This window comes from Stappia sp. P2PMeth1 (assembly GCF_900185735.1).
GTDB lineage: Bacteria > Pseudomonadota > Alphaproteobacteria > Rhizobiales > Stappiaceae > Stappia.
The window spans coordinates 151,221-173,333 of record NZ_FYAW01000021.1; the positions used below are offsets into that span (position 1 = coordinate 151,221).

General features: G+C 65.3%; 21 protein-coding genes. 7 read left to right on the top strand and 14 right to left on the bottom strand.

Annotation, left to right across the window (positions count from 1 at the left end):
• Positions 1–838: 838 nt before the first annotated feature.
• The 5 genes from gatB to P2PM1_RS14500 all read right to left on the bottom strand — a co-directional run bounded on the left by gatB (position 839) and on the right by P2PM1_RS14500 (position 7,792).
• A complete protein-coding gene (gatB, locus tag P2PM1_RS14480) occupies positions 839–2,323 on the bottom strand; it encodes an Asp-tRNA(Asn)/Glu-tRNA(Gln) amidotransferase subunit GatB (protein WP_186399539.1) in 1,485 nt (494 codons plus the stop codon).
• 132 nt (positions 2,324–2,455) lie between these two features.
• Positions 2,456–4,603, bottom strand: a complete 2,148-nt coding sequence (locus P2PM1_RS14485; protein ID WP_186399540.1) for a hypothetical protein — start codon at positions 4,601–4,603, stop codon at positions 2,456–2,458.
• A 356-nt stretch (positions 4,604–4,959) separates the two neighbouring features.
• Positions 4,960–5,985: a fatty acid desaturase gene (locus P2PM1_RS14490; protein ID WP_244301527.1), complete on the bottom strand. Its 1,026-nt coding sequence runs from the start codon at positions 5,983–5,985 to the stop codon at positions 4,960–4,962.
• A gap of 222 nt (positions 5,986–6,207) precedes the next feature.
• Entirely contained in the window at positions 6,208–6,474 is a 267-nt protein-coding gene (locus P2PM1_RS14495) for an EscU/YscU/HrcU family type III secretion system export apparatus switch protein (RefSeq protein WP_186389035.1), read from the bottom strand.
• Positions 6,475–6,526: 52 nt separating this feature from the next.
• Positions 6,527–7,792: a flagellar hook-length control protein FliK gene (locus tag P2PM1_RS14500; RefSeq protein ID WP_186399542.1), complete on the bottom strand. Its 1,266-nt coding sequence runs from the start codon at positions 7,790–7,792 to the stop codon at positions 6,527–6,529.
• Between the two features lie 207 nt (positions 7,793–7,999).
• Between P2PM1_RS14500 and P2PM1_RS14505 the strand changes: the two genes are divergently transcribed.
• The gene (locus P2PM1_RS14505) at positions 8,000–8,260 is read left to right on the top strand and encodes a DUF6455 family protein (RefSeq protein ID WP_186389037.1); all 261 of its coding nucleotides are present in this window, start codon (positions 8,000–8,002) and stop codon (positions 8,258–8,260) included.
• A gap of 70 nt (positions 8,261–8,330) precedes the next feature.
• Here P2PM1_RS14505 and P2PM1_RS14510 read toward each other — a convergent pair whose 3' ends face one another.
• Positions 8,331–8,636 carry a phosphatidylglycerophosphatase gene (locus P2PM1_RS14510; RefSeq protein WP_186389038.1) on the bottom strand — a complete coding sequence of 102 codons (306 nt, stop codon included), beginning with the start codon at positions 8,634–8,636 and terminating at the stop codon, positions 8,331–8,333.
• Positions 8,637–8,955: 319 nt separating this feature from the next.
• On the opposite strand from P2PM1_RS14510, the gene P2PM1_RS14515 reads away from it, so the two are divergent.
• Both P2PM1_RS14515 and P2PM1_RS14520 read left to right on the top strand, forming a co-directional pair.
• Positions 8,956–9,213, top strand: a complete 258-nt coding sequence (locus P2PM1_RS14515) for a YjhX family toxin (RefSeq protein WP_186389039.1) — start codon at positions 8,956–8,958, stop codon at positions 9,211–9,213.
• Between the two features lie 125 nt (positions 9,214–9,338).
• Positions 9,339–10,001, top strand: a complete 663-nt coding sequence (locus P2PM1_RS14520; protein ID WP_186395268.1) for a LysE family translocator — start codon at positions 9,339–9,341, stop codon at positions 9,999–10,001.
• Between the two features lie 95 nt (positions 10,002–10,096).
• On the opposite strand, the gene gor is transcribed toward P2PM1_RS14520, so the two are convergent.
• The 3 genes from gor to rpiA form a co-directional block, all read right to left on the bottom strand.
• Positions 10,097–11,470, bottom strand: coding sequence for a glutathione-disulfide reductase (gene gor, locus P2PM1_RS14525; RefSeq protein ID WP_186399543.1), 1,374 nt, complete (start codon positions 11,468–11,470; stop codon positions 10,097–10,099).
• A gap of 23 nt (positions 11,471–11,493) precedes the next feature.
• Positions 11,494–12,036, bottom strand: a complete 543-nt coding sequence (locus P2PM1_RS14530) for a DUF2059 domain-containing protein (RefSeq protein ID WP_186395270.1) — start codon at positions 12,034–12,036, stop codon at positions 11,494–11,496.
• Positions 12,037–12,098: 62 nt separating this feature from the next.
• A complete protein-coding gene (gene rpiA, locus P2PM1_RS14535) occupies positions 12,099–12,803 on the bottom strand; it encodes a ribose-5-phosphate isomerase RpiA (RefSeq protein ID WP_186395271.1) in 705 nt (234 codons plus the stop codon).
• Positions 12,804–13,195: 392 nt separating this feature from the next.
• Here rpiA and P2PM1_RS14540 point away from each other — a divergent pair, with 392 nt between their 5' ends.
• Positions 13,196–14,869, top strand: coding sequence for a methyl-accepting chemotaxis protein (locus P2PM1_RS14540; RefSeq protein ID WP_186399544.1), 1,674 nt, complete (start codon positions 13,196–13,198; stop codon positions 14,867–14,869).
• Positions 14,870–15,033: 164 nt separating this feature from the next.
• Here the strand turns inward: P2PM1_RS14540 and gatA are convergent, their stop codons facing one another.
• From gatA to P2PM1_RS14565, 5 genes are all read right to left on the bottom strand, one after another.
• Entirely contained in the window at positions 15,034–16,509 is a 1,476-nt protein-coding gene (gatA, locus tag P2PM1_RS14545; protein WP_186399545.1) for an Asp-tRNA(Asn)/Glu-tRNA(Gln) amidotransferase subunit GatA, read from the bottom strand.
• An 88-nt stretch (positions 16,510–16,597) separates the two neighbouring features.
• Positions 16,598–16,885 (bottom strand): Asp-tRNA(Asn)/Glu-tRNA(Gln) amidotransferase subunit GatC, encoded by a 288-nt coding sequence (gatC, locus tag P2PM1_RS14550; protein ID WP_186389047.1) that lies wholly within the window; start codon positions 16,883–16,885, stop codon positions 16,598–16,600.
• Between the two features lie 206 nt (positions 16,886–17,091).
• Positions 17,092–17,640 carry a hypothetical protein gene (locus tag P2PM1_RS14555; protein ID WP_186399546.1) on the bottom strand — a complete coding sequence of 183 codons (549 nt, stop codon included), beginning with the start codon at positions 17,638–17,640 and terminating at the stop codon, positions 17,092–17,094.
• A gap of 71 nt (positions 17,641–17,711) precedes the next feature.
• Positions 17,712–18,560, bottom strand: a complete 849-nt coding sequence (locus tag P2PM1_RS14560; protein ID WP_186399547.1) for an NYN domain-containing protein — start codon at positions 18,558–18,560, stop codon at positions 17,712–17,714.
• Between the two features lie 186 nt (positions 18,561–18,746).
• The gene (locus tag P2PM1_RS14565; RefSeq protein ID WP_186399548.1) at positions 18,747–19,454 is read right to left on the bottom strand and encodes a metal-dependent hydrolase; all 708 of its coding nucleotides are present in this window, start codon (positions 19,452–19,454) and stop codon (positions 18,747–18,749) included.
• Positions 19,455–19,565: 111 nt separating this feature from the next.
• On the opposite strand from P2PM1_RS14565, the gene ruvX reads away from it, so the two are divergent.
• The 3 genes from ruvX to P2PM1_RS14580 all read left to right on the top strand — a co-directional run bounded on the left by ruvX (position 19,566) and on the right by P2PM1_RS14580 (position 22,112).
• Positions 19,566–20,093, top strand: coding sequence for a Holliday junction resolvase RuvX (gene ruvX / locus P2PM1_RS14570; RefSeq protein ID WP_186399549.1), 528 nt, complete (start codon positions 19,566–19,568; stop codon positions 20,091–20,093).
• Complete coding sequence (locus tag P2PM1_RS14575) at positions 20,090–21,016, top strand: AEC family transporter (protein ID WP_186399550.1); 927 nt, start codon at positions 20,090–20,092, stop codon at positions 21,014–21,016. The genes ruvX and P2PM1_RS14575 overlap by 4 nt, the downstream gene beginning before the upstream one ends.
• A gap of 139 nt (positions 21,017–21,155) precedes the next feature.
• Complete coding sequence (locus P2PM1_RS14580) at positions 21,156–22,112, top strand: aspartate carbamoyltransferase catalytic subunit (RefSeq protein WP_186399551.1); 957 nt, start codon at positions 21,156–21,158, stop codon at positions 22,110–22,112.
• The last annotated feature ends 1 nt before the right edge of the window (position 22,113 follow it).

The following is a 22,113-nucleotide window of genomic DNA, read 5'->3' on the forward strand; positions in this document are numbered from 1 at the left end:
TGCGTCCGGGAGGACGCGGGGGAGATGTTGGCGCACCCTCGCCGCCGCTCTGGCAGCCAATGGACCCCGGCGCTGCGCCTGCGCGCGGCCGGGGTGACGGCAGAGAGGATGCGAGGCCGTGCCAGTTCTCAGGCCGTCAATCCCGGCCGGATCGGCGAGCCACGGCGCTGCCCCCTCCTCGGACGTCATCCCGGCCGGATCGGCGAGCCACGGCGCTGCCTCCTCCTCGGACGTCCTCCCGGCCGCAGGCGAAGCCGGAGCGCCGGGACCCATTGGCACCCTCAGCGGATATTTGTCGCACATGCCCCTCCCAGCGTCCTCCCGGACGGCGCGTCAGCGCCGAGCCGGGATCGGAGAGCCGAGAGCCGAGAGCCGAGCGCGTATGAGGCACGCTCCGGAGCGACACCGCAAGCATGCATGGCTTGCCGAGTCCGGTCCTTTGGGGCCGCCGTCTCGATTCCGGCCGATTTCGAGAGCGATTTTTGCAAAATCCGTCTCGAAATTTGCGAGCAGAAAGCGGCCCCTAAAAAATCAATTAATCAAATCATTTCAAAAACATAATCTCAAACGCCCGCACGGGGCGACGAAAATTTCGAGAATAGGTTCTCAAGTCCCTCTCGCCGCTTATCCCCGTTCGCGAAACCGCTTGTCCCCGCACCACGATCCTCCGCCTCACGCCGGCCGAGGATGCCAATGGATCCCGGATCTCGCGGTGCTCGTCCGGGATGACATCCTGTCAGTGGCGCGCGACCTCGCATCCCCTCAGCCGTCACCCCGGGCAAGGCGAAGCCGCGACCCGGGGGCTATTGGTTGCCAGAGCGATGGCGGAACGACCGCCCTACTCGATGCCGATCTTCGCCTTGAGCAGGTCGTTGACCGCCTGCGGGTTGGCCTTGCCGCCGGTCGCCTTCATCACCTGGCCGACGAACCAGCCGAGCAGGCCGGGCTTGGCGCGGGCCTGCTCCGCCTTGTCCGGGTTGGCGGCGATGATCTTGTCGACCTCCGCCTCGATGGCGCCGAGATCCGTCACCTGGCGCATGCCGCGCGCCTCGACGATCTCAGCCGGATCGCCGCCCTCGCTCCAGACGATCTCGAACAGGTCCTTGGCGATCTTGCCCGAGATCGTCCCGTCGACCACCAGATCGACGATGCCGCCGAGCTGGCCGGCCGACACCGGGCTTTCGCTCAGCTCCAGCCCTTCCTTGTTGATCCGGCCGAACAGCTCGTTGATCACCCAGTTGGCCGAAAGCTTGGCATCGCGCCCCTTGGCGACCTCCTCGAAGAAGTCGGCCGAGGCCTTTTCCGCGACCAGAATGTCGGCGTCATAGGCGGTGAGCCCGTAATCGGCAATGAAGCGCGCCTTCTTGTCGTCCGGCAGCTCCGGCAGGCCGACGGCCAGCGCGTCGACATAAGCCTGGTCGAACTCCAGCGGCAACAGGTCCGGATCGGGGAAATAGCGGTAGTCGTGCGCCTCCTCCTTGGAGCGCATCGAGCGGGTCTCGCCCTTGACCGGATCGAACAGGCGCGTCTCCTGGTCGATGCTGCCGCCGTCCTCCAGGATGCCGATCTGGCGGCGGGCCTCATATTCGATGGCCTGGCCGACGAAGCGGATGGAGTTGACGTTCTTGATCTCGCAGCGCGTGCCGAAGGCCCCGCCCGGCGCGCGCACCGAGACGTTGACGTCGGCGCGCATTGAGCCCTGGTCCATGTTGCCGTCGCAGGTGCCAAGATACCGCAGGATGGTGCGCAGCTTGGTGAGATAGGCCTTCGCCTCGTCGGCCGAGCGCAGGTCCGGCTTGGAGACGATCTCCATCAGGGCGACGCCCGAGCGGTTGAGATCGACGAAGGACATGGTCGGGTGCTGGTCGTGCAGCGACTTGCCGGCGTCCTGCTCCAGATGCAGCCGCTCGACGCCGACCGTCACCTGCTCGCCGCCCGGCATGTCGAGCAGGACCTCGCCCTCGCCGACGATCGGCTGCTTGAACTGGGAGATCTGGTAGCCCTGCGGCAGGTCCGGATAGAAGTAGTTCTTGCGGTCGAACACGGACTTGAGGTTGATCTGCGCCTTGAGGCCGAGGCCCGTGCGGATGGCCTGCTTGACGCATTCCTCGTTGATCACCGGCAGCATGCCGGGCATCGCCGCATCGACGAGGCTGACATTGGCGTTGGGGTCCTTGCCGAACTCGGTCGAGGCGCCGGAAAACAGCTTGGCGTTCGAGGTGACCTGGGCATGCACCTCCATGCCGATCACGATTTCCCAGTCGCCCGTGGCGCCCTTGATGAACTTCCTGGGATCGGGGGTGCGGGTGTCGACGATGCTCATGCCGTGGAAGTCCTGCCCGTTGTGTCGTAACGCGTCCCGCGCGCGCCGAAACGCACCAGACCGCTTGAATGTGTGGGTAGTGGGTCTTTTCCCTCCCCGCAAGGGGGGGAGCATGAAATCGGGATATGAACACTATACGCCGAGATCGAGACTACCATCTGAGGAACGAGCGTCGCCGAAAACCTCTGTTTCGCTCACTTGAAAGCCGTTCTTCATCCAGCTGATTTGAAATTGCTGGACTTTCGCGGATAGTCCACGCTTCTCAGCGATAATTTTCAATAATTTGATCGCGTCATCCTGCTCAATACTGACGGAAACCAAACGCCCCCCTGTGATTGTCAGATAAGAAAGGAGCAATCCGAAAGCAAAAATGCAATACCTTAAAAAGCCAACACTTTCAAAAAATACTGGAATAGTGAAAACAACGGCAAAAAATAAACCAAATAACTTCCTGATAACAATCCTTCTTTTAAGAATTTTAAAAACATCATCACAAAGACGCACAACAACAATTCTATCCTGCCTCAAACTATCAGACAATTTTTCTTGGAAGGCAGCCTGCTGCCCAAGTCGACTCTCTTCAGAAGCCTGCAGTTTCTTGCGCATCTCGGAAATTCTTGCTTTTTCCTCTTTCTTTTGATTCTGAAGAATAGCTTGCGCCTTCTCTCTTTCTTGTTCGAGATGCGGATGAAGCATTTCCTGCCATAAAAGAGGAAAGTTTTCTTCAGTTACAACATTAGCAAGTCCAAGCGTCTTATCCATTAACGCCTGAACACTTCGATCTTGTGATATAAGCAAATCTAACTGCTGCGCTCTGGTCTCATCCCCCATCGCGTCGGTCATTTTCTTAACCGCATCGACCACATTGGGGCGAATGGCTAAAACACGCTCACAGCTCGCTAGCAACATCCTACGAGGAATATTTAGGTCCGTCGCCCCCATACCTGTTCGCAGCCACATAGCGGTGGCAAGTGCACGCCTATGGACCACAGGAGGAACACAACTCTCAGACTCAGGGCGCAATTCCCGTAAAAATCTACGAACAATCTGGGTAAGAACACCGTTTCTAGTCAAAATTATTGCATGAGATTTAAAAATATCCTGCGACAACCCACCACTTCTCTGTCTAACAACCAGAGATACTATATCTGCATCATGTTCTCTGGCGTAATTATTTTCGGTGTATTTAATTTTACTATAAATTTCTCGCCAATTCTCTTGTGTGAAGTACTTGTGATCAGAAGGAGTTTGCTTTAAATCTCGATATGTTACCTTAACGTTCAACCGCTCCAAGAACGGAACGGGGTTTTGCGCCACCGCAATCACATATTCTTTCAACACCTCTCTTTTAAGTATCGCCTGAGCGGTAGGACCAGTTGGTCGAGGATTTTTGAGTACAGCACTTAGATTATATTTTATTTCATCAACACTTTGCCCAAAAATGCGAACCGACGCCCCCATCTCGATCAACTCGGACACGATAGGCAGCGTATTCGAGTAAGCCGCCTTGCCCGAAAGGCCCAGTAGCTCCATAGCGACGGGCGCATCAAGGTATACCACCAAATTAGTGCGATCAACAGGCTCTACCGGGCTAACAAAATCCTGAACAACCTCGGTCAATAATCCAATAGCAGCAATCCTTGATAATATCTCAGTTCTCCCGTCATCTTTCTCAATGATATGTCTGACGAAACGCGCGCATAAGAAATGCTCTTCATCACGAAGTGACGTCTCTCGGAAAAATTCAATCCTCTGGATTATTTTTCCATCTTCATCCACTCTGACATCACTTGATAATTCAGCACTTTTTTCACTGAAGGCTTCAACGTAAAGAAGCCATTCAACGAGGATGTCCTCGAACTCCTCCACCTCTCGTGGAATCGACGTAAGAGGAGACAGCTCTTCCGAGAATTTTTTGAATTCTGTTGCAATATCTTTCAAGCTTTGCTCTATTGTCCCCGCTTCAAGCGGCTCCAAATCTTCATCACCAATACATATTGTATATGTGGTATCCGTGTTTCCGGGAAGATCAGCGTGGACCCAACCTTGCTTTGCCAAATAGGGAGCAAACGCCTCAACAACGTCGGCGTTGAAATTCCAGCGATACGTACTGCGGATCAATTCAGCAACATGATTCGGGTCAAGCTTACTTCCATTTAACTGCCTCAATATTGGATCAAAAAACGGCAGCAAACTCTCCATAACATTGGAGCTTCCGTTTCCCAGCGCCGTCAGTGCGCCGTAGATACGAACTGCAGATCGAGTAAGCTGCTTGGCCATTATCGAAATTCTCTCTACACTGAATACTGAGCGCCCAAAACCTGAGTTAGTAATTTATGTGATGCAAGACTAACTGAAATCTATGTTCAATGACAAGCATCCACTCTCCTCGACGCCTCCACTTTCGGAATAAGCGCAGGACGGCCACGGCCTCATAGAGCTCCAGCGGAAGTTACCGGTCGAGCTCGATATACCACTGGGCTTCCGGTGAGTGAGCGTTCTTCCGCAGGCGCACGGTGTTTCGCGGCAAGTTCCACGACACGGACGGGAAGGACAGCGCGTACCCCGCGCGCGGGCATAACCGCAGTCAAGCGCCCCCTGTCAGCGGGAGGCGAGTTTTAGCCCGGTCGCCCCCCTCACGCCGCAGCGCTGGCCGTGCGGGCCTGGCGGAACGTCACGAGCCGGCGGGTGTCCTCGTCCCACAGGACGAGCTTCACGCAGCCAAAACTCTGGCGCAGGGTGATGCGGTTCATGTCGCGCAGTTCGGGGAAGTCGCGCATCACCTCGCTGAGGCGATAGAACGGGATCTTGCTGGACAGGTGATGCACGTGGTGGATGCCGATATTGCCGGTGAACCACTGCAGGACCGGCGGCAGGTCGTAATGCGAGCTGCCCTCCAGCGCCGCGGTCTGGAAGTTCCACTCGCCGGCCTTCGACCAGTGGGTTTCCTCGAACTGGTGCTGGACGTAGAACAGCCAGACGCCGGCGGTCGCCGCCATCAGGATGATCGGCCCCTGCACCATCAGGAAAGGCCCGAGGCCCGCCGCCCAGATGAGCAGCGCGGCCATGCCGGCGATGCACAGGTTGGTGGCAAGCGTCGAGAGCCACGGCTCCAGGCCGCCGCGCATCATGCCGAACGGCAGGCGGTACTGGCACACGAACAGCCATGCCGGCCCCAGCCCGAACATCACCAGCGGATGCCGGTAGAGCCGGTAGCGCAGCCGCCCGCTCCAGGGCAGCGCCTGGTACTCCCTGACCGTCAGCGTGTCGATGTCGCCGATGCCGCGCTGGTCGAGATTGCCGGTCGAGGCGTGGTGGATCGCATGGCTCCGCCGCCAGTAGTCGTAGGGCGTGAAGGTCAAGACGCCGAGCGCGCGGCCCGTCCAGTCGTTGAGCCCGCGCCGGGTGAACAGCGCGCCGTGCCCGCAATCGTGCTGCAGCATGAACAGGCGCACGAGCAGGCCGGCGGCCGGCACGGTGAGGACGAGGCCCCACCACTGGCCGTGATTCACCAGCACCGCCGCCGCCGCCCACAGGGCCGCGAAGGGCACGAGGCTGGCGAGGATCTCGAAGACGCTGCGCGCGGTGCTCGGCTGGCGATACTTGGCCAGCGAGGCGTTCCAGGAGCGCGGCTTTTCCGCCGGGCGGCAGTCAGTGTTCACCAATATCCATCCAATCCGGGAGCGAGCCCCCCAGATGGAGGAAATGAGGAAACAACCCGCCTGAAAAACTGTCCGTTTTCGCAAGGGTGCGACGCCGGCCAGCCGAAGCCATCGAACTCCCATTTCAGCCCCGGTTTGGCAAGTCAATTCGTCGCCTCGCACAGCGACAATCCGTCCCTCACCGGCTCTTCAACGGCCCTTCAACGGCCCCTCACCGCCCCTTCACCGGCCCCGGGCCATCAGGATGAAGCGCAGCACGGCGGCGACGGCCTCGTAGAGCTCCACCGGGATTTCCCGGTCGAGTTCGATCTGCGACAACGCCTCGGCCAGGGCCGCGTCCTCTTCCACCGGCACGCCGTGTTCGGCCGCAAGCTCCAGGATGCGGGCAGCGATGGCGCCGCGCCCCCTGGCGGTAACCCGCGGCGCACCGGCATGGTCGTAGTGGAGCGCCACCGCCAGCCGGCGGCGCGGGTCCTGCTCCTCGCTCATGGCCGGCCCTCCCGGAGGGTCAGGGGCCGCGTTCCGTTCGCCCGGCGCCCGCTCACGAGACGACGTCCACGAACTGGCCGGAGGGCGCCGGCGGATCGTCCGGCAGTCCGCTGGTCACCTTGAGATCGACCACCTCCAGCCCCTGTTCGGCAAGCGTCGCGGCAAGGCGCGGCAGCCGCTCGCGAAGGTCCGCGGCGATGTCCTCCCGCACGGCCCAAAGGCTGGCGAACAGCCGGGGACCGTCGAGCCCGACCAGCGCCTCCACCGCGCCGGTCGCCTCCGTGTCGAGCGCGAAGCGCAGCCGCCAGGCGGGATGCGCGCCCTCCCCGTCGTGGCCGGGCGTGTCGTCGCGGCCGATCTGCAGCGAGATCACCGCCGTCTGCCCGCCGACCACCAGCGGCAGGTCGAGCACCCGGTCGAACAGCGCCGCATCGCCCGCGCCCTCGCCATCGGCCAGCAACCCGCGCGAGGCCAGCGAGGCAAGCCGCAGCCGGGCCAGCGCCGCCTCGGTCTTGGCCGCAAGGATGGCGGCGGCTTCCTCTCCGTCGCGCGCCAGGAGGGCCGAGATCAGCTCGCCGCTGGCGCGGGCCGGCTTTTCCCCGCGCGGATGACGCGAGATCCCCGGCAGCGGCGGCGGGGTCGCCTGCCGGGCCGGCGCCTCGCGCCCCCCGGCCGCCCCTTTCAGCACGCGCAGGAGCCCGTTCAACGCCTCGTCAAGACTGGGAGTCCCGCTCGCCGCCCCGCGCCCCGTCACGCCTTCCAGTGCCGCCTTGAGCGCGGGGCCATCCAGCCGGCCTTCCCGGGTTCCGGCAGGATCCAGCCGGAAGCCGAGCAGGCTCGCCAGCGCGCTCGTCACCGCAGGCGGCAGCAAGCCGCCCGCCGCCCCGGCGGGCGCTGCGGCCAGCGTCGCGGCAAGGCCGCCATAGAGCGGCGACAAGCCATCCTGGCGGGCGGCAAGGGAGGTGGCGAGCGCGGTGATGCGGGCGAGTGCCGCCGCCTCGCCGGAGGCCGCACTGGATGCGCCCTGCGGGGCGCCCTGGCCGGCGTTTTGCGGCGCGGCGCTCACCTGATAGCGCGGGCCGTCGGGGCCGCGCTCGACGCTCAGCGTGGCGCGCGTGCCGAGCGGCAGCATCTCCTGCCCCTCGACATCGAGCTGAAAACCGCCCGCCCCTGCCCCGCCCCCTGCAATCAGCCGCATGACGTTGTCGGTCAGGTGCTTGGCGACGCGCACGGCGATCACGTCGCCGACATTCAGCATCGGCACCCGGCTCACCGGCCGCACCGCGACGACGCCGCTCTGGTTGCTCTGGGATGTCACGCGAGAGATCATGCGCGGGGCCTCGCCGTGCTGCCGTCCAGCCTCGCGCCGACGGTGAGTGAGCCTAGCAGATTCGCGAAATCCCGCCGATCCCGCTTATGGAGCGGTCCGCCGTTTGATTTCCGTCAAATAGTTTCCTCCGCAACGATCCTACAGTAACCGGGCAGCGGCCGCCGCACCGGCGCCGCGAACAGAGGACGGGCTGCCATGGGACTGATGAAGCGCCTCGACGAACGTGCCGGGCTGATGGGGCGGATGATGCGCACGGTTGGCGCCGACGACACGCTGCCGTCCGGCATGATCCTGGAAAGCACGATGCGCACCGCCGCTGCCCGCTGCATGGGCTGCGAACGGCCGCAGGACTGCGCGAACTGGCTCGAAGAGCACGCCGACGGCGCTGCCCATGCACCGGGATTCTGCCCCAATGGCGAGCTGTTCGCCGCCTGGACGGGCCGTTCCGGCAACTAGGCTGCGACCTTGCTTCGCCGCGCGGCTTCGGGCGTGCGCAAGAGACGGTGTTGCAGGCTCGGCCCCTGCCTCAGCGGCGGTGGCGCTGTGCCCGCTTGCGGATGCCGTGCACGATGGCGGCGAGCACGAGCGCGCCGACAAAGCGGAACGGCAGCACGGCCAGCGGCCCGCCGTCATAGCCGCCGAGCGCCCGCACGCCGCTCGCCGACAGCGAAACGTCGATCAGCACGCTGATCACTGCAGCCGCGAAGCCGGCGATGATCAGCTTGGCGCGCGCGTCGGCATACCAGCCGAGCGCCGCCCCGATCAGCAGCGCGAAAGGGTTCAACAGGCCGGCAAGGCCGAAAAGCAGCGGCAGGGATTCGGTCGGGCTCATGCCGCTGTTTTAGGATCGCGGGACACAAAAGGGAACTGCAATCGCGCCCCCGCGCGCCTTCACGCGAGCGCGACATTTCCGCAACACGGATCGACGACACTGGCCCGCCCCGACCGGGCACCGCCCGCGCTGCCTTGCGCGGCGGGCGCTCAACGCCTATCTGTGCCGCGTCAACTTCGGAGAGCTTATGCGCAGCCAGCTCGAGACCCGGTAAAGCCCGGTCCATCGAGAAAGACCGGGCAACAACCCACGCACGACCGCTTGCGTTGCGGGCGGCGGTGACGTGCGCGTGTGAACTGCATCTCCGGACACTCCGAAAATGGATATTTCCAAGGCCGAGCAGCGGGTCCTGCACCTGCTCGCTCAAGGCGGCCATGTGCTCGTCGAAAAGGACGAGCGCGGCCGCATCGAAGAGCTCGCCATCGTCACCCGCGAGGGCTGGCACAACACCGGGCTGACGCTTGACCTCTTTCGCAAGCTGAAGCGGCGCCGGCTCATCGCCTCCGCCCAGTCCGGCCCCTACCGCATCACCCGTCTCGGGCTGCTGCGGGTCCGTTCGCAACTCGACAACCGCTGAAACCCCCGCCGCCGCCGCGCCCCCGCGCCGCGGCGGCGGCCTTGATGCGGGTGTTTGCCTCTTTTCAAATGCCATCGGTTGTGGATTGCTGGGCAGATCGACGTCCCACCTGCCGGAGTCCTTCCATGTCTTTCGAAACCTGGCTGGCCTTTTCCGCCGCCTCCTTCGTGATGCTCGCCATCCCCGGCCCGACGATCCTGCTGGTCGTCTCCTATGCGCTCGCCCACGGCCGGGCGGTGGCCTCGGCGACCGTCATCGGCGTGGCGCTCGGCGATCTCACCGCGATGACCGCCTCGCTGCTCGGCCTCGGCGCGCTGCTCGCCACCTCGGCGACCCTGTTCACGGTGCTGAAGTGGATCGGCGCCGCCTATCTGATCTGGCTCGGGCTGAAGCTCTGGCGCGCGCCCGTTGCCGACACGGCGCCGCAGGAGATGGCGGACGGCACCCCTGGCCCCGCATCTGCCCCGACCCGCGCGCCGATGCTGCGCATCGCCCTGCACGCCTATGCGGTGACGGCGCTCAATCCGAAGAGCATCGTCTTCTTCATCGCCTTCCTGCCGATGTTCATCGATCCGGCGCGCCCGCTGCTGCAGCAGGCGGTGATTCTGGAGGCGACCTTCGTCATCCTCGCCGCGCTCAATGCCGCCGCCTACGGGCTGATGGCCTCACTGGTGCGCACGCGCATCCGCCGTCCCTCCGTCCGGCGCTGGATCAACCGCAGCGGCGGCACCTTGATGATCGGTGCCGGCCTGCTGGCGCTCGGCTGGCGCCGCGCGGCGGCGAACTGACAGCGCTCCGCCGGCCGCTCGAAACCGCAAAACCGCAAGCAAAACGGGGAGGCAGTGCCTCCCCGTCGTCTTTTCAGGTCCGCCTTGTCGGCCGGTCAGGCGCGCAGCCGCTCGGTCGGCTCGCGCATCGTCACCAGTTCCTCGGCCGCCGTCGGATGCACCGCCATCGTCGCATCGAAGTCCGCCTTGGTGGCGCCCATCCGCAGCGCGATGCCGAGCACCTGCACCAGTTCGCCGGCGTCATGGCCGAGGAGGTGCACGCCGAGCACCCGGTCCGTCTCCGGCTGCACCAGCACCTTCATCAGCATCTTCTCGTCGCGCCCCGACAGCGTGTGCTTCATCGGACGGAAATGCGCCTTGTAGACGTCGACCGCGCCGTAGCGTTCCAGCGCCTCGGCCTGGGTCAGGCCGACCGTGCCGATCTCCGGCTGCGAGAACACGGCCGTCGGGATCATCGAGTGATCGGCGGACCATTCCTTGCCGCCAAAGACGCTGTCGGCGAAGGCATGGCCCTCGCGGATCGCCACCGGCGTCAGGTTGACCCGGTCGGTGACATCGCCGACCGCATAGATCGACGGCACGTTGGTCTGCGAGGCCTCGTTGACGAGGATCGCCCCCGAAGACGCCAGCTCTACCCCCGCCTTGTCGAGGCCGAGACCGGCGGTATTCGGCCGCCGGCCGATGGCGAACATGATCTTGTCCGCGGCAAGCGTCTCGCCCTTGCGGGTGTGGCCGACAAGACCCTCACCGGTCTTCTCGATGGAGGAGAACACGTCGCCGCACAGGACGCGGATGCCCTTCTTCTCCATCTCCTCGTGCAGGACCTGGCGCAGGTCATCGTCGAAGCCGCGCAGGATCTCTTCCCCGCGATAGATCAGCGTCGTCTCCGCGCCGAGCCCGGCGAAAATCCCCGCGAACTCGACCGCGATATACCCGCCGCCGGCCACCACAATGCGCTTCGGCAGGTCGGCGAGATGGAACACTTCGTTGGAGGTGATGACGTGCTCGCCGCCCGGCAGGCCGGCATCGACATTGGGCGTCGCGCCGACCGCGATCAGGATCCGCTCGGCGCGGATGCGCCGCCCGTCGGTCAGCAGGTGCACCGTGTGGGCGTCTTCCAGCACCGCCCGCGTGTCGAACAGTTCGACGCCGGAGCGTTCCAGGTTGCGGCGGTAGATCGCTTCCAGCCGGGCGATCTCCCGGTCCTTGGCATCGATCAGCCGCTCCCAGTCGAAACGGCGCTCGCCCACCTGCCAGCCGAAGCCGGCCGCGTCCTCGAATTCCTCGGAAAAGCGCGAGGCATAGACCATCAGCTTCTTCGGCACGCAGCCACGGATCACGCAGGTCCCGCCGTAGCGGTATTCCTCGGCGATGCCCACGCGCGCGCCATGGGTCGCGGCGATGCGGGCCGCGCGCACGCCGCCCGAACCACCGCCGATGACGAAGAGGTCGAAGTCGAAATCGCTCATGCCTGGAGCCCTCTCGGCCCTGATTATTGCGCCGGGGCTTCCGTCGGCTGGGTCTCCTGCGCCTCCTGGCGCTTAATCATCTCCTCGCGCACCAGGGTCACCATTTCGGTCGAGATCGCATCGCCCCACTGCTTGGCGGCACCGATCGACAGCGCCCGCAGCTCCGGCTCGACGGCGGAATACTTCTGGCCCAGCGGCGTGTTGTAGAAGGCCGCCAGTTCGTTCAATTCCTCGACGGTGAAGCGGCGCGCCCAGACCTCGTAAACCACCCGGTTGAGCTCCGGACGGCGCCCGGCGAGGGACAGGGCCACATCGGTCACCACCTCGTCGATCATCCCGGTGTTCGCCGGATCGTTCTGGATGAACAGGCTGCGGGTCCGCTCCGCCATCAGCGGCAGCACATCGTCGAAGGCGCGGATCGCCTGCGCCGCCTGCACGGCGTTGCGCGCGGCCGTGATGTGCTCCTCGGAAAAGCTCTCCTGGGCATGGGTCGCCTGGGCGAGGGACAGCAGCATCGCCGCCGCCGTGGCGGCGGCCGTCGCGGATTTCCGGCAGAAATCAAACATCGGATACTCCATGAGCAAGTGATCGGGTGCCCGGCCGCCTTCGCCGGGCTGGTCCTTGAAGGTCAGTTTTGCTGGTCGGCGACGGGAAGCAGGCGCTCCACTCCATCGGCCCCGGCCAGATATGCGGCATCGGCGATGCCGAGAAAGAGCCCGTGGTCCACCACCCCCGGAATGTCGAGCAATGACCGCGACAGAGCCTCCGGATCGGTGATCTCGCGCAAATCGATGTCGAGAATATGGTGGCCGCCATCCGTGACAAACGGCGTGTCCCCGCCGCGCAGCAGGATCGGCGCGTCATAGCCAAGGTTCGAAAGTGCCCGGGCGACCGCGTTGCGGGTGACGCGAAGACCGAAGGGCACCACCTCGACCGGCAGCGCGAAGGCGCCGAGACGCGCCACTTTCTTGCTGGCATCGGCGATGACGATCATCCGCCGGGAGGCGGTCGCGACGATCTTTTCCCGCAGCAAGGCGCCGCCGCCGCCCTTGATCAGCCGCAGCTTCGGGTCGAGTTCGTCCGCCCCGTCGACGGTCAGGTCGAGCTCGGGACAATCCTCCAGCGTCGCCAGCGGCACGCCGAGTTCGCGGCACAGCGCCGCCGTGCGCTCCGAGGTCGGCACCCCGATCACCGACAGCCCGCCCTGGACCTTTTCCGCCAGGGCGCGGACGAACTGCTCCGCCGTGGACCCGGTGCCGATGCCAAGACGCATCCCCGGCGTCACCTCTTCCAGCGCCGCCTCGGCGGCCTGTCTCTTAAGCTGATCGCTCATCCCGTTCCGTTCGTCGTTCCGCGTCGTTCCGCGTCGGTCCCGCGGCCGTGGCGCCTGCCGCCGGCTGTGCCCGGCGGGTTTAGCATGGGAACCGCGCAAGGCAAAGAACCCGCGACATGCGCCGCGCCGGCACGCCCTCACACGTTTTGCGGGAGCAGCAATCCGAGACAAAAACTACCGCTGCGTTAACCAACAATTCAAGCAATCATGCAAAACTATTACCAGAAAATTATTGGATAACCCTTTGGGATAGGGCGGAAACCGGAGATCCAACCATGCGTCTATTCGCGGCAGCGAGACCGAAAATCACCGACGATTCCAGTACGGTCCGGAGCGAAGAGATCCACGCAACCGAGACGGACAAACCTGCCGCGACGTCGGCCGAGACATCCTTGTCGCTGGCGCGCGATCAGCAGACGGCGCTGACGCTCGACCTGATCGAATCCGATCTGCGGGCCGCCGCCAGCAGCATCGGCACCGGCGCGCAGGACCTGCGCGCGCGGGTCGGCGAGCAGTTGCAGCAGCTTTCGGATATCCGCGGTCACTCGCAGGCGCTGCACAGCGAGACGCGCCATGCCGACGAGACCGCCCACAGTCTCTCCGCCTCGGTCGAGCAGCTCGTCGCGGCGAGCAACGAGATCGACGAACAGGTCCGCAATTCCTCGCGCCTGGCCGAGGAAGCGCGCCAGGTCGCCGACACGGCGAACACAGGCATCCAGGAGCTGAAAAGCGCCATCGACGCCATCGCCAATGTCGTCCGGCTGATCTCCGACGTCGCCAAGCAGACCAACTTGCTCGCGCTCAACGCCACCATCGAGGCGGCCCGCGCGGGCGAAGCCGGCCGGGGCTTCGCCGTGGTTGCCAGCGAGGTCAAGGCACTGTCGGTGGAGACCCAGAACGCCACCGACGAGATCGTCGCCAACATCGCCCGCCTGCAGAGCTCGGCCGAGGGGAGTATTCTTGCCGTCGACCGCATCATCGGCGTGATCGGCGAGATCCGGCCGAGCTTCGCCGCCGTCGCCGAAGCCGTCGGCCGCCAGTTGGAAACCACCCGCTCGGTCGGCGAAACCGCAAGGGAAACCGCCGATTTCGTGCGGGCGGTGACCGAGAAAGTCTCGACGATCACCGAGGCGACGGACAGCGCCGAGCGCGCCGGCGAGGCCGCCGGCGAGGCCTCCCGCTCGATGCTCGCCCTGGGGAACAGTCTGAGCAGCCGGTTCACGATGATGATCCGCCAGACGGCGATCGGCGACCGGCGGCGCGACGACCGGCTGCCGGCGGAACTGTCCGGAACCCTGACCCAATCGGGCCACAGCTACCGCATCAAGACGCTGGACCTGTCGGCCGGCGGCGTTCTTCTCGCCCCGCAACAGGGCGAGGAGCGCGCCAAAGAAGGCCCGGCGACGGTCGAACTCTCCGGCCTCGGCCGCACGGCGCTGCAGATCGTCGCCGTCACCGATCTCGGCATGCACTGCGCCTTCGAGCGGCCGGACGAGGCCTTCGTCGCCCGCCTTGCCGAAGTGCTGGCACGGGTGCGCGGCGAGTTGTCCCCGTCGATCGACCGGGCCCAGGACGGCGCCCGCCGCGTCACCGAGGCGATGGAACAGGCGGTAGCCAAGCGCGAGCTGACGCTCGACGCCTTGTTCGACATCGATTATCAGCCGATCCCCGACACCAACCCGCGCCAGGTCTCGAACCGCGCGCTCAAAGTGCTGGAGCGGATCCTGCCGCCGATCCAGGAAGATATCCTCGCCCGCGCCAAGGGCAGCGGCCTCGTCTTCTGCGTCGCGGTCGACCGCAACGCCTATCTGCCGGTGCACAATGCCGCCTATTCCCAGCCGCAGCGCCCCGACGACCCGGCCTGGAATGCCGCCAACTGCCGCAACCGGCGGATCTTCGACGACCGCGCCGGCCTCAGCGCGGCGCGCAACACACGCCCCTTCCTGGTGCAGACTTATCCCCGCGACATGGGCAACGGCACGATCATCTGGATGCGCGAGATCGACGCACCTATCACCGTCTCCGGCCGCCACTGGGGCGGCTTCCGCACCGCCTACAAGCTGTAAGGCGATTTTGCGCGGCGATCGCGCCAAATCACCGGCTCAGGGGCAAAAAAGCAAGGCGCCCGAACGGGTTACCGCCGGGCGCCGGGCTTGCAAAAATTGAGACGGATTTTGCAAAATCGCGCGCCAAAATCGCGAAATTTTGCGCAAACCCTCTCAAACCGGCCTTACCACCACTTGCCCGGCTCGAAGCGGCCGGCAGCCTCCTCGATGACGTTGCCGATGGTGTAGAGCGTCTCCTCGCCGAAGGGCCGGCCGATGAGCTGCAGGCCGAGCGGCAGGCCGGCGCTGTTCAGCCCGGCGGGGACAGCCAGGCCCGGCAGGCCGGCCATGTTCACGGTCACGGTGAAGACGTCGTTGAGGTACATCTGCACCGGATCGCCGCTGAAGGCGCCCGGCGCGAAGGCGGCGTCCGGCGTTGCCGGCGTCAGGATCGCGTCGACGCCCGCATCGAAGGCCTCGTCAAAATCACGCTTGATCAAACTGCGGACCTTCTGGGCGCGCAGGTAGTAGGCGTCATAGTAGCCGGCCGAGAGCACATAGGTGCCGATCAGCACCCGGCGCTTGACCTCGGCGCCGAAGCCGGCGGCGCGGGTGTTCTCGTACATGTCGGCGATATCCTCGCCCGGAACCCGCAAGCCGTAGCGCACGCCGTCATAGCGGGCGAGGTTCGACGAGGCCTCGGCCGGGGCGACGATGTAATAGGCCGGCAGCGCGTATTTGGTGTGCGGCAGGCTGATCTCGACGATCTCCGCGCCCGCCGCCTTCAGCCAGTCGATGCCCTGCTGCCACAGCGCGGCGATCTCCGCCGGCAGGCCGTCGATGCGGTATTCGGCCGGAATGCCGATCTTCAAACCCTTGACCGAACGGCCGATGGCCGCCTCGTAATCCGGCACCGGCATGTCGACCGAGGTCGTGTCCTTGGCATCGACCGAGGCCATCGAGCGCATCATGATGGCGTTGTCGCGCAGGGTGCGGGTGATCGGGCCGGCCTGGTCGAGCGAGGAGGCGAAGGCGACGACGCCCCAGCGCGAGCAGCGGCCATAGGTCGGCTTCATGCCGACCGTGCCGGTGAGCGCCGCCGGCTGGCGGATCGAGCCGCCGGTGTCGGTCGCCGTGGCGCCGGCGCAGAGCCAGGCCGCGACCGCAGCGGCCGAGCCGCCCGACGAGCCGCCCGGCACCAGCGCCTCGTTGGAGCCCTCGCGGCGCCAGGGATTGACGACATTGCCGTAATAGGAGGTCTCGTTGGACGAGCCCATGGCGAACTCGTCCATGTTGAGCTTGCCCAGCATCACCGCGCCGTCGGCCCACAGGTTCGCCGTCACGGTCGATTCGTAGGGCGGCTTGAATCCGTCGAGGATGTGGCTGCAGGCCTGGGTGTGGACGCCCTCGGTGGCGAACAGGTCCTTGATGCCGAGCGGAATGCCTTCCAGCGCCCCGCCCTCGCCGCGCGCCAGCCGCTCGTCGGAGCGCTTGGCCATCTCCAGCGCCCGCTCGGCGGTGACCGCGACATAGGCGTTGATCGCCGGATTGGCCGCCTCGATGGCCGCAAGATAGGCCTGCGTCAGCTCGCTCGCGGTGATCTCGCGGGCGGCGAGCCGCGCGCGGGCCTCCGCCAGGGTCAGTTTGGTCAGCTCGGTCATCGGGGTCTCGCTCGGACTGGATCTCGCTGGTGGTAATTACGGACGGCGCCCGGCCGTCCCCTAGTCGCCTGTAGCCGGACGGGCCTGCCTATTCCACCACCTTGGGAACCATGAAGAAATTGTCGTCGGAGGCCGGGGCATTGGCCACGACCTTGTCCGGATAGCCGCCATCGCTGACGACATCGGCCCGCTTCTTCATCTGCTGATGGACGACGGAGGTCATCGGCTCGACGCCGTCCACATTCACCTCGTCGAGCTGCTCGACAAAGGCCAGGATCGTGTTGAGCTCGCCGGTCATCCGGCCGGCCTCTTCATCCGTCACCTTGATCCGCGCCAGATGGGCGACGCGCTTCACCGTATCGACATCGACGGACATGCGAATTCTCCAACAGATCGGGCCTGAAAGGGTGCGGGCCTTGCGAACGTGGCCCCTTCATGACGACAGGCCCGCCGCAATGCCGGCAAGCCCGGCCGGCAACAATGCCGACGGGCCGCACCCGCTTGACCGGGCTATATCATCCGCATCCTTCGCCCCGCAAGCCGCAGCCGGCGCGCAAATCAATTAGGCCGGCCTTTGCCCGATCAGGCGGCAGCCCCCTGCCCGCAGGCGGACGGGCCGAGCGCGGAACAGGCGGCGGCGGAGGGCCGCGACGCCGGCAGGCCGGAGCCCGGAGCGGCAGACGCATGCCTGCCGGCCAGAGCATGGGCGGGGGCCTGAGCGGAGGTGTGGGCGAAAGCCGCCAGCCCGCGCCACTGCTCCTCCTCGATGATCCGGCCGAGATGCCAGCGCTGGCGGACGGACACCGTCTCGCGGAAGACGCGGCCGTCGATCTCGACCCCGTCGAAGCGGCAGGAGAACTCCGCCGTCTCGCCCGCCCGGTCGCAGACCAGCCCGTCGATGGTGCCCCGCAGCATGGCGAAGCGGCGGGCAACGGGCTGCAGCTTGCGCAGCACCCCCTCCAGCCCCTCGGCCGCCAGCGCGCCATTGTCGAACAGGCGGATGTCGGGGGCGAAATGCGCCCGCGCCGCACCGAGCAGATCGCCGCGCGCCAGCGACACCAGATAGTCGTCAAGCCGGCCGCGGAACGGCGAAACGCGCAGGCGGGAGCGGAGCGGAAGGGCAATCGTCATGGCGGCACCTGTTCTGGACTGACGAGAACATTACGAGAACATTCTTCGTGTGTCCAGTCGGGTGACATGCTTCAGTCCGGCGAGGTGCCCCGTGCCTTTACCGCCTTTTGGAAGAATGATCGCAGGAGACCGACCTCGTCCTTGTCGAGGCGTCGCTTCAGTTCTGAAGCACATAGACGAAGCAGTTTCCGGTCAAGGTCCGGCGGAACACCGCGATTTGTCTCCCAGTACGCCTCAATTCCCTTGATGTCCGTTTCCTCGAGCTGCTCTACAAAGACAGTCGCGGCAATTTCGATCTTACTCGACTCAAAAGCAGCATCGGGAACTTCAGACGGGACTGCCAAAGCTGCTTCTGTCAGCTCCAGATCGGCGACGCCCTCTCGAAGGGTCAAGAACGTGGAGACAGTGTCTCGTCCCCACTCGCTCGTCGTATCGGATTCCTGCATGAGCTGCTGAGATTGAGAGCCACGGCTTGGGGCGATTCCAAGCAGATGGACCCGCACGCCATAGTTCTGAGCAATCTGGACGCCGACGCGAACGTCCTCGTCGCCGGAAAGCAAGACGGCATCCGTAATCGACTTCAGGCGGGCGAGTTCGATAAGATCCGTCACGATGAGGGAGTCGACGCCCTTTTGCTGGCCATGACTGTTTACGAAGCCAAGTCTCAGTTTCACATTGTCGAGGTTGGCAACAAGGGCTTGGTCGGATGTGGGACGGACCCCACCTATCGCGCCGTCATACCAGTAGACCCGGAGAATTCGACAATCTGTCGCTTTCGTACAGGCGAACCCGATCAACGCATCAACAGCGACCCTGGCGTTCAGAAGCAATCGATCGCGCGACTTCTTGCTACCTGTGATTGCCGCGCTTCCCTGCGCAAAAAGATAGCCTGCGTCTACGAAAACGCCGCAACGGTCCATTCGCAATCCAATCAAGGCCTAGAAATAGCAAGGGCTCCCGCAGGAGCCCTTTTATGCCGTTGCGGCCTTAAAACGTAGCGGGACGCAACGGAGTAACAGATTATTCGCACAACCGCCCCCGCCGTGCAATAGGCGGCGCGCTCCATCAATATGTAGGCAGCAAGCGCGCCCAAACAAGCCTCCCCCTCAGATCTCCAGCGAGGCGCCGGGGGCGGTGACCTTCACGCGCGCGCCCTGGTCGCCCATTTCCCGCACGAAGGCATCCGCCGACTGGTCGAGCATCGGGAACGTGCCGTAGTGGCAGGGGATGACCGTGTCGAAGTCGAAGAAGCGGCGGCAGGCGAGCGCGGCGGTGCGCGCGCCCATGGTGAAGCGGTCGCCGATCGGCACGATGCCGACCTTCGGCGCGTAGAGCTCGTTCACCAGCGCCATGTCGCCGAAAATGTCGGTGTCGCCCATGTGGTAGAGCGTCGGCTGGCCCTTGGCCCGCACGATCAGGCCGTTCGGCTGGCCCATATAGACCGGCGGCCAGCCGCCGGCGAGCGAGGACGAGGTGTGATGCGCCTGGGTCAGCGAGACCGCGAAGGGGCCGACATCGACCGTGCCGCCGCAGCCCATCGGATTGATGTTCTCATAGCCCTGCGACTGGACCCACATCGAGACCTCGAAATTCGCCGTCACCTGCGCGCCCGTCGCCTTGGCGATGGCGACGGCGTCGCCGGTGTGGTCGTCATGGCCGTGGCTGAGCAGGATATGGGTGACGCCCGCGCTGGCCTTCTCGACGGTCATGTCGGACGGGAAGGACGGATTGCCGCTGAGGAACGGGTCGATGAGGAGGATCGCGCCGGGAAGTTCGACGCGGAACGCCGAATGGCCGAGATAGGTGAGCTTCATGATGGCTGCCTTCGGATCTGGTTGGAACTCTCCCGCCGGAATCTAGCCACTTGTCGGCAAACGGCAATCCCGGAGCTGTTCGCCCCTGCCATGCCGTGCTAAAGCCGCTGAATGGCGACAGACCCTCTCCTTGCGCTGGAAGATTTCGCAGCGCGCCTCCCCCGCATCGGACGCCTGATCGGTCTCGATCTCGGCACCAAGACCATCGGCCTTGCGCTGTCCGATCTGGGGCGCGGCATCGCCTCGCCGCTGGAGACGATCCGGCGCAAGAAATTCGGCGTCGATGCCGCCGCGCTGCTCGACATCTGCGCCAAACACGAGGTGCGCGGGCTGGTGCTCGGCCTGCCGCTCAACATGGACGGCACGGAAGGCCCGCGCGTGCAGGCGACCCGCGCCTTTGCCCGCAATCTCGCGGCGCTGACCGACATTCCGATGACCGCCTGGGACGAGCGCCTGTCGACCGCCGCCGTCACCCGCACGCTGATCGAGGCCGACCGCTCGCGCGCCCGCCGGGCCGAACTGGTCGACAAGATGGCCGCCTCCTACATTCTGCAGGGCCTGCTCGACCGCCTGACCTATGGCAGCCTCGACGAGCAGGACGACATGCCCGACTATGGCCCGGACGACGGGCAACCATGAACGGCGTCTTCAACGCGCTGATCCCGGTGCTGCTGGTGATCGCCGCCGGCAACATCGTCGCGCGCATGGGCCTGATCACCGGCGACCAGTGGCGCGGCATCGAGAAGATCGCCTATTTCCTGCTGTTCCCGGCGCTGATCATCCGCACCGTCGCCAAGACCGACTTCCTGGCGATCCCCGCCTTCGGCATGAGCGCGGCGCTGATCCTGGCGATCCTGGCGATGTCGGCGCTGACGCTGGCGCTGCAACCGCTTTTGAAGACGCGGTTCGGCATCACCGGGCCGCGCTTCAGCTCGATCTTCCAGGGCGCGACGCGCTGGAACACCTTCGTCGCGCTGGCCATCGCCGACGAATTGCTGGGCCGCGAGGGCGTCGCGCTGCTGGCGGTGGCGGTGGTGGCGATGATCCCGCTGCTCAATGTCATCAACGTGCTGGTGCTGGCGCGCTTTGCCAGCGGCTCGCCGCCGGGCGCGAGCCGCATCGCGCTGGATCTGCTGAAAAATCCGCTGATCTGGTCGACCGGCGCCGGGCTGGCGTTCAACCTCACCGGCCTGCCGCTGCCGCGCTTCGCCGATGCGACGCTGCAGATCCTCGGCAATGCGGCGCTGCCGATCGGCATCGTCTGCGTCGGCGCCGGGCTGAACCTTGCCGCCCTGCGCCGTCCCGGCCCGGCGCTCGCCACCGCCACGGTGCTGAAGCTGGTGGTGATGCCGGTCTTCGGCGTCGCCTTCGCGCTGCTGCTCGGCCTCGACGGCGCCGCGCTTTCGGCGGTGATCATCGCCATGGCGGTGCCGTCCGCCGGCAATGCCTATCTGCTCGCCCGCCAGATGGGCGGCGACGCACCGCTGATGGCCGAGATCCTGACCCTGCAGACCGTGCTGGCGGCGGTTACCATGCCGCTGGCCCTGCTGCTCGCGCAGTAGGAAACACGCTCTCACGGCCATCTGGCGCGGGTTTCGATCTGTCACGCGGGCGCGCGTTTCGACTCAATGCCCCCCGCCGGTGGAGAACGCCTCGCCGCGCTTGAGCCGGCGCCGGGAAGCGCCTATAGGGTTGGCTTTAATGAGCGCTCATCATCCCCCCCTCGCGGAGCTTTATCCGCACCGTCACCTCCTCGGCATCGAGGGCCTGCAGCCCAACGAGATCGTCGCGCTGCTCGACCAGGCGGAAGCCGCCGTCGAGATCAGCCGCCAGGTCGAGAAGAAAAAGGCCGTGCTGCGCGGCCGGACCCAGATCAACCTGTTCTTCGAGGCCTCGACGCGGACCCAGTCCTCGTTCGAGATCGCCGGCAAGCGGCTCGGCGCCGATGTCATGAACATGTCGGTCGCCTCGTCCTCGGTGAAGAAGGGCGAGACGCTGATCGACACGGCGGCGACGCTGAACGCCATGCATCCGGACATCATCGTCGTGCGCCACCACGCCGCCGGCGCGGTGCATCTGCTGGCGCAGAAGGTCGGCTGCTCGGTGGTCAATGCCGGCGACGGCGCGCACGAGCACCCGACGCAGGCGCTGCTCGACGCGCTGACCATCCGCCGCCACAAGGGCAGCATCGCCGGGCTGACGGTGGCGATCTGCGGCGACATCCTGCATTCGCGGGTCGCCCGCTCCAACATCATCCTGCTGAACGCGCTCGGCGCGCGGGTGCGCGTCGTCGCCCCCTCGACGCTGCTGCCCAGCGGCATCGCCCAGATGGGCGTCGAGGTGTTCCAGGACATGCGCAAGGGGCTGGCCGGCGCCGACATCGTGATGATGCTGCGCCTGCAGCGCGAGCGCATGCAGGGCGCCTTCATCCCCTCCGTGCGCGAATATTTCCGCTATTACGGCCTCGACCGCGACAAGCTGACCGAGGCGGCGGAGGACGCCCTGGTGATGCATCCGGGCCCGATGAACCGGGGCGTGGAGATCGACCCGGAGATCGCCGACGGGCCGCAGAGCCTGATCCGCGAGCAGGTCGAGATGGGCGTTGCCGTGCGCATGGCCGTTCTCGAGGCGCTCGCCGCCCATCTGCCGAACAAGTGAG

What these genes read in the sequence shown, in the direction of transcription:
- gatB (WP_186399539.1), bottom strand. Translation starts at nt 2,323, where the DNA reads ATGAGCATCGTCGACACCCGCACCCCCGATCCCAGGAAGTTCATCAAG.
- P2PM1_RS14485 (WP_186399540.1), bottom strand. Translation starts at nt 4,603, where the DNA reads ATGGCCAAGCAGCTTACTCGATCTGCAGTTCGTATCTACGGCGCACTG.
- P2PM1_RS14495 (WP_186389035.1), bottom strand. Translation starts at nt 6,474, where the DNA reads ATGAGCGAGGAGCAGGACCCGCGCCGCCGGCTGGCGGTGGCGCTCCAC.
- P2PM1_RS14505 (WP_186389037.1), top strand. Translation starts at nt 8,000, where the DNA reads ATGGGACTGATGAAGCGCCTCGACGAACGTGCCGGGCTGATGGGGCGG.
- P2PM1_RS14510 (WP_186389038.1), bottom strand. Translation starts at nt 8,636, where the DNA reads ATGAGCCCGACCGAATCCCTGCCGCTGCTTTTCGGCCTTGCCGGCCTG.
- P2PM1_RS14515 (WP_186389039.1), top strand. Translation starts at nt 8,956, where the DNA reads ATGGATATTTCCAAGGCCGAGCAGCGGGTCCTGCACCTGCTCGCTCAA.
- P2PM1_RS14520 (WP_186395268.1), top strand. Translation starts at nt 9,339, where the DNA reads ATGTCTTTCGAAACCTGGCTGGCCTTTTCCGCCGCCTCCTTCGTGATG.
- gor (WP_186399543.1), bottom strand. Translation starts at nt 11,470, where the DNA reads ATGAGCGATTTCGACTTCGACCTCTTCGTCATCGGCGGTGGTTCGGGC.
- P2PM1_RS14530 (WP_186395270.1), bottom strand. Translation starts at nt 12,036, where the DNA reads ATGTTTGATTTCTGCCGGAAATCCGCGACGGCCGCCGCCACGGCGGCG.
- rpiA (WP_186395271.1), bottom strand. Translation starts at nt 12,803, where the DNA reads ATGAGCGATCAGCTTAAGAGACAGGCCGCCGAGGCGGCGCTGGAAGAG.
- gatA (WP_186399545.1), bottom strand. Translation starts at nt 16,509, where the DNA reads ATGACCGAGCTGACCAAACTGACCCTGGCGGAGGCCCGCGCGCGGCTC.
- gatC (WP_186389047.1), bottom strand. Translation starts at nt 16,885, where the DNA reads ATGTCCGTCGATGTCGATACGGTGAAGCGCGTCGCCCATCTGGCGCGG.
- P2PM1_RS14555 (WP_186399546.1), bottom strand. Translation starts at nt 17,640, where the DNA reads ATGACGATTGCCCTTCCGCTCCGCTCCCGCCTGCGCGTTTCGCCGTTC.
- P2PM1_RS14560 (WP_186399547.1), bottom strand. Translation starts at nt 18,560, where the DNA reads ATGGACCGTTGCGGCGTTTTCGTAGACGCAGGCTATCTTTTTGCGCAG.
- P2PM1_RS14565 (WP_186399548.1), bottom strand. Translation starts at nt 19,454, where the DNA reads ATGAAGCTCACCTATCTCGGCCATTCGGCGTTCCGCGTCGAACTTCCC.
- ruvX (WP_186399549.1), top strand. Translation starts at nt 19,566, where the DNA reads ATGGCGACAGACCCTCTCCTTGCGCTGGAAGATTTCGCAGCGCGCCTC.
- P2PM1_RS14575 (WP_186399550.1), top strand. Translation starts at nt 20,090, where the DNA reads ATGAACGGCGTCTTCAACGCGCTGATCCCGGTGCTGCTGGTGATCGCC.
- P2PM1_RS14580 (WP_186399551.1), top strand. Translation starts at nt 21,156, where the DNA reads ATGAGCGCTCATCATCCCCCCCTCGCGGAGCTTTATCCGCACCGTCAC.